General features: G+C 38.4%; 6 protein-coding genes and 1 pseudogene. 2 read left to right on the top strand and 5 right to left on the bottom strand.

Annotation, left to right across the window (positions count from 1 at the left end):
- Nucleotides 1-93: 93 nt before the first annotated feature.
- From allB to sylA, 4 genes are all read right to left on the bottom strand, one after another.
- Nucleotides 94-1,458: an allantoinase AllB gene (gene allB, locus KQI94_RS10555; protein ID WP_002367359.1), complete on the bottom strand. Its 1,365-nt coding sequence runs from the start codon at nt 1,456-1,458 to the stop codon at nt 94-96.
- Nucleotides 1,459-2,955, bottom strand: coding sequence for a putative allantoin permease (locus KQI94_RS10560; protein WP_216454400.1), 1,497 nt, complete (start codon nt 2,953-2,955; stop codon nt 1,459-1,461).
- A gap of 593 nt (nt 2,956-3,548) precedes the next feature.
- Complete coding sequence (locus KQI94_RS10565) at nt 3,549-4,061, bottom strand: GNAT family N-acetyltransferase (protein ID WP_002384774.1); 513 nt, start codon at nt 4,059-4,061, stop codon at nt 3,549-3,551.
- An 18-nt stretch (nt 4,062-4,079) separates the two neighbouring features.
- The gene (sylA, locus tag KQI94_RS10570) at nt 4,080-4,532 is read right to left on the bottom strand and encodes a transcriptional regulator SylA (protein ID WP_002368365.1); all 453 of its coding nucleotides are present in this window, start codon (nt 4,530-4,532) and stop codon (nt 4,080-4,082) included.
- 192 nt (nt 4,533-4,724) lie between these two features.
- Between sylA and KQI94_RS10575 the strand changes: the two genes are divergently transcribed.
- Nucleotides 4,725-5,417, top strand: coding sequence for a hypothetical protein (locus tag KQI94_RS10575; protein WP_002368367.1), 693 nt, complete (start codon nt 4,725-4,727; stop codon nt 5,415-5,417).
- 163 nt (nt 5,418-5,580) lie between these two features.
- Here KQI94_RS10575 and KQI94_RS10580 read toward each other — a convergent pair whose 3' ends face one another.
- Nucleotides 5,581-7,242: a SulP family inorganic anion transporter gene (locus KQI94_RS10580; protein WP_002390984.1), complete on the bottom strand. Its 1,662-nt coding sequence runs from the start codon at nt 7,240-7,242 to the stop codon at nt 5,581-5,583.
- 176 nt (nt 7,243-7,418) lie between these two features.
- Here KQI94_RS10580 and KQI94_RS10585 point away from each other — a divergent pair.
- Nucleotides 7,419-7,639: pseudogene (locus KQI94_RS10585) on the top strand (choloylglycine hydrolase); the annotation flags it as partial.

The following is a 7,639-nucleotide window of genomic DNA, read 5'->3' on the forward strand; positions in this document are numbered from 1 at the left end:
TTGTGCAAAACAACCAATAAACATCCTCTAACTCATGGACAGAGGCGCTAATTCAATCACACTTCTGTCCCTTTTCATTTCTAAAATAGGTGTTTAATTTTTGATAAATACGCCGTTAAACGCCTCGGTTACCCCAGTTTCTTGTGCGTAAATTGTTTCGCCTCTTAAAATTGTTTGAATCACTTGGGCCCCAATTTCACGACCAATGTAAGGACTAATTTTATTTCGATATTCTAAATCTTCTGCTTTTAAGATATACGGCGCATTAGGTTTAATTAGTACAAAATCGGCATCCTTACCAATACTGATGCGGCCCTTTTGTGCTAAGTGATAACGGTCAGCTGGGTTTGCTGCAATCATATCCGCGAATTGTTTCAAGGATAAACCACGTTTTTGGACGGCTTCATCGAATAACACATCGACGTTATTTTGAACACCAGAAATGCCGCCCCAAGCTTCAAAAGCATTGGTTGTATCTTTTAAGTCTGGCGTACAAGGAGAATGGTCAGAGGTTACAAACGCGATGCCGCCTGTTTGCACGTGGTTCCATAATGCGGCTTGTTGGTCCGCGTCACGAATCGGCGGCGAACATTTGACAACTGGACCAATGGCATCAAGTTCATCCGTGGTAAAATATAAATAATGCGTACATGTTTCACAAGTCACATCTACCCCTTCTGCTTGGGCTTTTAAAACTTCTTCCACGCCTTCTTGACAAGCCACATGGCAAATATGAATCCGACAACCTGTTTCTTTGGCAAATAAAATGGCTTTTTGAATCGCTTCAACTTCGGTAAACACAGGACGTGTAGCTACATATGCTGCTAAAGTCGTTTCGCCATTTTGATAAGCTAACGCGCCTAATTTATCCGTAATTGGCGCATTTTCTGCATGGATTGCTAGCACTTTGCCAGTCTTGGCGACTTGTTTCATTCCTTCATATAGTGAATAATCGTCGACATTTTGAAAATCTCCTTCAATTGAACGATCGCCGCACGTTCCTAAAAAGCATTTATAGCCGGAAACGCCTCCTTCATCAAGTTCCTGAATCCCGCCAGCCAAGTTGGTCGGGACCACGCCGCCAAATGACCCTACATCTACTTTTAGTTTATTTTCTCCTGCCTTGTATTTGATCTCAAGAGAGGTCTTATCCACGGTTGCTGGAATCTGATTTAAAGGCATTTCCATAAAGGTCGTCACGCCCCCTTTGGCACAAGCGGCCGTTCCTGTGACATACCCTTCCCATTCATCGCGGTAACCACCACCAGGATCGGTAATATGAACATGAGCATCCACCATCCCAGGACTAACGACTAAACCCGTCGCATCAATCACACGTTCTCCTGACAAGTCTTGCCCAATCGCTACGATTTTTCCTCCTTGAACGGCGACATCCGTAATGACTTCTCCAGTTTCTAAAATAACTAACCCGTTTTTAATCACTAACTCTGCTTGCATTTATTTTCCCTCCTGATAAGCCGTTTCTTTCACTTTTTTTGAATCCCAAGTCCATTTTTTTAACACTAAGTACAGCACAAAACCTGTGGCAAAGCCCACAAACCACGAAATATCAGCAATGATTTTAACCTGTGGAATAAATTGACCACTTAAGGAAAGAGCCAACGCTAGAATAGTAGCGACATATGCCGGCTTGTTTAATCCGTAAAAAGGATTGGCTTCCTCTTTTTTGTGTTTATCTACGTATAAAGCATTTAAGTCAATTTGTTGCTTTTGAACAAAATAATAATTCGCAATCATCACACCAGCGACTGGTCCTAAAACAGCCCCAATTGCGTTCAGAAAAATAAAAATACTATCGGCGTTTTCCATCAGTTTCCAAGGCATAATAAGAAAGCTGATAACACTGGCAATCATGACGCCTTTTTTATACGTCATTTTTTTAGGAAACAGCGCCGCCAATTGATAACCTGCCGGAATGATGTTCCCCGTTGCATTCGTTGAAATAGTCGTTAATAAGAAAACCGACATGGCTAAGACCACCACTGCCACATTATCTAAACGATCAATAATGTTTAAAATATTCCATTCTTGAATCCCAAAATACAGCGAACCGCCTAACAGAATAACCACACTGGAAAAAGCGAAAATCCCATAACCAACAACTAAACCTTCTGTTTGCCCCACAACCTGAGCACGTGTCGAGCGCGCATTCTTAGTAAAATCCGCCACACTCGCACCAGGCGCTGACCAAACGGCCACAACCGAGTTAAAAATAATCAGATACGCCACCAGTGGATTGACTGAACGAATCGCACCAGAAACTTGATAGGACAAAATTGGTGTTAAACCGCCCCCAGCTCGAATGGCCCAAATCGTTAATCCAATAATAACGACATAAATCAACGGACTTAAAATGGCGGTAAAACGGTTCAAAATTTTGCTACCACCGAAACCTATTGCCACATTTAAGAGCCAGAAAAGAGTAAACGCCATTAATTCAGGTAGCCTGAGACCAAAAAACTGGAATGATCCACCAATTTCTAAAAAGTTCGGCCAAAATTTCCCGAGAATAATTAATAAAGCCAGCGATCCTGTAAATGTTTGCAGACCAAACCAAGCAATCGCGGCCACACAACCTCTTAAGAACCCTGGCAGTTTTGCCCCGAGACTGCCGTAAGTAGACTGTAAGTGCATCGCAAAAGGAATGCCATATTTAGAGCCAGCCACGCCATTCAAATTCATGAAAGTTGCTACAATGAATGAGCTTAACACAACTGCCAGCATAACTTGCAGCGGCGATAAACCTAAGAAAATAAAGCCGCCCACTGCTGCATAATTCGGGATATTATGAATCGAACCCATCCATAATGTAAAAAAATTGCGCGCGCTCATTGTCCGTTGTTTCGGGCTACTTGGCAACAAATCCTCATTGTAGCCACGTGCTTTCATCGCTGTTTCTTCTTGAGCTGTTACTTGAGACACATTTTTCTCCACGACAAACTCTCCTTTTTATTAAAAATTTTTTTCTATTAAAACACCCTGCCTTCTCTTTTTGTCACTTTTGCACAAACATGCGTACTACTCTCATCACACAAATTGTAAGCGCTTTTTATAACAACAATCATTAGTTACCCCAACTAAATAACAAACGATTCTTTGTTCACTTTGAACGAAAAAATAGCAACCTTTTTTATATCGTCCTCTCACTCTAGAAAGTAAGAAACAAATCTTTTTATTCACATATTATGTACAAATTCTCTTTTCAAATGCTAAAATACGCTTATTATTAAAAATGACATAAATAAATTATACAGTTAAATGAAATGCAACACAACATTTTTTAATCAAACACACACAAAACAGATAAACTGAAGTGGATTTTCAGGAAGAGACCCATCCTGAAAAAAGACACTGACAAAAGAGTTTTCTCACAAGATCGACAACTTTTCACAGATTCAAAATCTTCTTTTTCAATTTTTACGTTTTTAAAAATAACATTTTGAAAATAAAAAAATGCTTAATTTTAGTCAAAAAAATAAACAAAGATTTCTGATTTTATCAGAAATCTTTGTTTCTAAATTTTCTTGCTACAATTCCTTTAACAAAATAAAATCCGTCTGTTCATCGTCTCCCATAAAAAACGAATGTTGACTATAATAACGGTAGCCAATCGTTTTATAAAATGCCCGCGCCGCATCATTGTGTTCCCAGACACCTAGCCACAGTGCTTTTTTACCAAATTCACGAGCTTTCTCTTCCGCCAGTTCTAACAATTGTGTCCCCAGCTTCTTTCCTTTAAACGCAGGCAAAATATACAATCGCTCAACCTCGAGCTTTTCTGGCCCCATCGGTTCCGTTTGTGCCGTCTCACGATTTAATTTCATGTAGCCAGCTAATTGATTATCGACAAAGATAAAATAAAAGTCAGAGTGGGGATTAGCCAATTCCTTTTGTAATTTTTCTAAATTGTAGGCTTCTACTAAATAGGCTTGCATATTTTCTGGGGTATTATATGGTCCGAAAGTATCTGTATAAGTTTCAATGCTGATTTCTTGTAACGCTGGTGCATCTTCTATTGTTAATTGTTTTATTTCTCCCATCAATCAGTCGTCCTTTCCTTAATAATTTCGAGTGTTCCCTTTTTTGACAAATTCCCAATCTTCGCTGACATTTTTACGCATCCGGACTAAGTACTCTGCCAATTGTGAAATTTCCACTTCTGACAAGCCTTGCAAAGCAACTTGATTCGAGTGTTGATTTTCGCGCACAATGATTGGATAAACGTTTTTCCCTTTTTCTGTGGCATAAATCCGCTTAATTTTTTTGTTGCTTTCATCTTCTTGACGATAAATAAAGCCTTGTTCTTCCAAACGCTTAATCGCCCGCGCCGCTGTGGTTCGATCAACTTTAATCAGTTCGGCGATCTTTTCTTGGATAATTCCAGGATTTTCACAGACCCTGACCAAATAAAGATATTGTCCTCGTGTTAAAGATAATTCCTTAAATTCAATATTACTGATTGAATCTAAGGCCCGCGCAATCATGCCAATTTCTCTTAAAATATCTGTCACTAGGACACTTCCTTTCGCTAATATTTTATGATTGTCATTACTTTAACTTATTTTTGTTGCAAATGCAACAAAAATAAGTATAAAAACCACAGATTTAAACAATTTGAGCATTCGTGAAAATAAAATAATTATTTCTTTTGTTATATTAACAAGTAAGATAAAATTAGTTATAGCGTCTATAGGAGGAATAGTATGAAAAAATTAGTTTGTGTTATTTTAGTTATTTTTTTAACAGGTTGTAGTTCTCAAAAAGCGAATGAACCTAAAAAACAAGAAAATCCTACCAATCATACAACATCAATAAAAAGCAGTACTAATCATTACAGTTCTAGCATAGAAACAAGCTCTAATAATAAACTAAAAGAAACTTCAGAAAGTGCCAGCACCACTCAAACTTCGTCAAAGTCGAAAAATGAAGTATCTACAAATGTCGAAGAAACAAATTCTTTAGAAGCAACACCTTATGCTGTCGATCTTAGTAGTTTAAACAATCCACTCGTATTTAATTTTAAAGGAATGAATGTGCCAACTTCAATTACGTTAGAGAACTTAAATTCAACACCAACTGCTACCTTCCGAACTAAATTGTTTGGGGCTGAAAATGATCAAGTGAAAGAAGCCATTAATAAATATGAGCTATCTATAAATACAATTCCTACAAAAGAGATTAGAATATTTTCAGCGGCCGATAACAGTATTCGCACCGTTAAAGTAAATACAGAGTTAATTTTAGGAACTAATATTTCTTCAAACGATGAACAAAATAGATCGGGTACTTTATACTTATTCAACAATAAAAATGGTTCGATATCTTTAATCACTCCTAACTACGCTGGCAATGTTACGGATGATCAAAAAGACGTTATGCTAGAAGTAATTCAATAAATAACCAAAAAAATAATAAAGAGAAAACTTCATACTGAGAAGTTTTCTCTTTATTATTTTTTAGGAACTCCTCTAGAAACTCGTTTTAGTCCCCACTTATTTTTCTTATTTCTTCACCCATTAAGCCCGCGATAGAAGATAGAACATTTCATTTGAAAATGAATTATTGTTCTGCAACATGCACCGTTTGTAAAAATTCTGCGACTGAGAAATGGTATTCTTTCTCTTGATTTCCTTGAATGGTTCGAATCATTTTTTCAACTTCTGGTTGCAGAGCGGCAAATTGAACTTGTTGTCCACGACCTTCTGCTGCGAGACAAAATTCTTCTAAAATATCTAACGCCGTACTATCAATGCTAGGAACTCCTCGCATTGAAAATACTACACCACTTTTTGTTTCCAATTGCAGTAACGTTTGTTTCAATCGTTCAGAAGACATGAAAAATAACGGGCCACTCAAATAAACTACCACCCAATTTTCCGTACAATCGGTCGGTACTAGCCCCATTCTTGACCAATCAACTTCCTCGACATTAATCGTAATCACGGCACTTTTCGCAATGAAAAACAGGCAACCCGCTAAGACCCCTAAAACAATCGCTAAACTCAAGTCAAAAATAACGGTCGCTACCATCGTTAAGAAGAATAAACATAAAGCTGTGTGGAAACGTTTCTGGAAGAATTCTTTAATCACCGACCATTCATTCATTCGCCACGCTGTCACCACTAAAACACCAGCTAACGCAGGCATGGGAATTTTAGACATGACTGGCGATAAAAGCAACATCGATAACAATAAAAAAACCGCATGAAAAATACCCGCTAAACGTGTTTGCGCACCAGATTTAATCACTACGCTCGTGCGGGCAATCGCTGCCGTTGCAGGTACGCCACCGAAAAATGGCAAAATTAAGTTGCCAATTCCTTGTGCCACTAGTTCCTGATTACTGTCTAATGGTTTCCCTGTCATGCGACCAGCCGAAGCGCCACAAAGCAAACTTTCAATCATACCTAACATAGCAATGCTAATTGAAGGCACCAAAATATCCTGAAACGCACTTAATTGAAGCGAACCAATTTCCAAACGTGTATCACTAAAAATACTTGTCGGAATTTTCCCTACAGTGGCCACTGGCAGTTGAAAAACCACTGTTGCTAACGTAGCTAAAATAATCATCACCAATGAAGCTGGTATCATCGCATTCCACTTTTTCGGAAAGAACACTAATCCAAGCACCACTAAAATCGACATAACCGTCGTTGGTATACTTAAATCAAAGCCCAATGAACGATAACTGCTGATTTTCTCAATTAAATTGTGGCCTTCTGAACGAACCCCAAAGAAATTATCAAGCTGCCCCAACGCAATAATAATAGCAATTCCTGAAGTAAACCCGGTAATGACCGGTGACGGAATAAAAGAAGTCAAGCTCCCTAAACGCAAAATCCCTGCTAAAAGCAAGAAAATTCCCGCCAAAAAGGTGGCCAACAAAATCCCTTGCATGCCATGCACTGCCGCAATTGACATTAAAATAGCTGCCATCGCACCTGTTGGTCCTGAAATTTGATAAAACCCACCTGAAAGGCTCCCAATCACAATTCCAGCGATAATCGCCGTGATCATGCCAGCTGCCGCAGTGGCGCCGCTAGAGACCCCAAACGCTAACGCTAATGGCAACGCGACGGCTGCGACAGTCAAACCTGCCAAGAAATCTTTTTTCAATTTTTTTTGATTATACCCTTTAAATTCATCCCTTATCATTTGTGTGTACTTTTTAAACATTCGCATCCTCTTTTCATGAAATTTCCATTCTAAAGATATCATATTTTCGGAAAGATAATAAGGTGTTTTGTGAAGGAAATAGCTAAAAAATTTTTTTCACCTCATTTAGACAAAATTGTCTAATATTTTAGGAATTTAGCCACCGCTGTTTCCTAGAGTATGATATGCTTAACTAGTAAACAGGCTTCACAAACTTACATTAATTGGGGGAAACTATTATGTGTACAGGCATCAAGATTATTTCCAAAACAAATGATATTTTTTATGGACGTACGATGGATTTTACGTTTGACTTTTTTGGCAACGAAGATCCAATTGCACCAAAAATCCCTACTCTAATTGCTCAATTTCCAAAAGGTACAGTTCTAAACAGCCAACTAAATCCTTGGACGGCAAAATATGCCTTTATGGGACTAGCAATGTCAGGCACAGATCAACC

It is taken from the genome of Enterococcus sp. S183_ASV_20 (assembly GCF_018919685.1).
GTDB lineage: Bacteria > Bacillota > Bacilli > Lactobacillales > Enterococcaceae > Enterococcus > Enterococcus faecalis.

What these genes read in the sequence shown, in the direction of transcription:
- allB (WP_002367359.1), bottom strand. Translation starts at nt 1,458, where the DNA reads ATGCAAGCAGAGTTAGTGATTAAAAACGGGTTAGTTATTTTAGAAACT.
- KQI94_RS10565 (WP_002384774.1), bottom strand. Translation starts at nt 4,061, where the DNA reads ATGGGAGAAATAAAACAATTAACAATAGAAGATGCACCAGCGTTACAA.
- KQI94_RS10575 (WP_002368367.1), top strand. Translation starts at nt 4,725, where the DNA reads ATGAAAAAATTAGTTTGTGTTATTTTAGTTATTTTTTTAACAGGTTGT.
- KQI94_RS10580 (WP_002390984.1), bottom strand. Translation starts at nt 7,242, where the DNA reads ATGATATCTTTAGAATGGAAATTTCATGAAAAGAGGATGCGAATGTTT.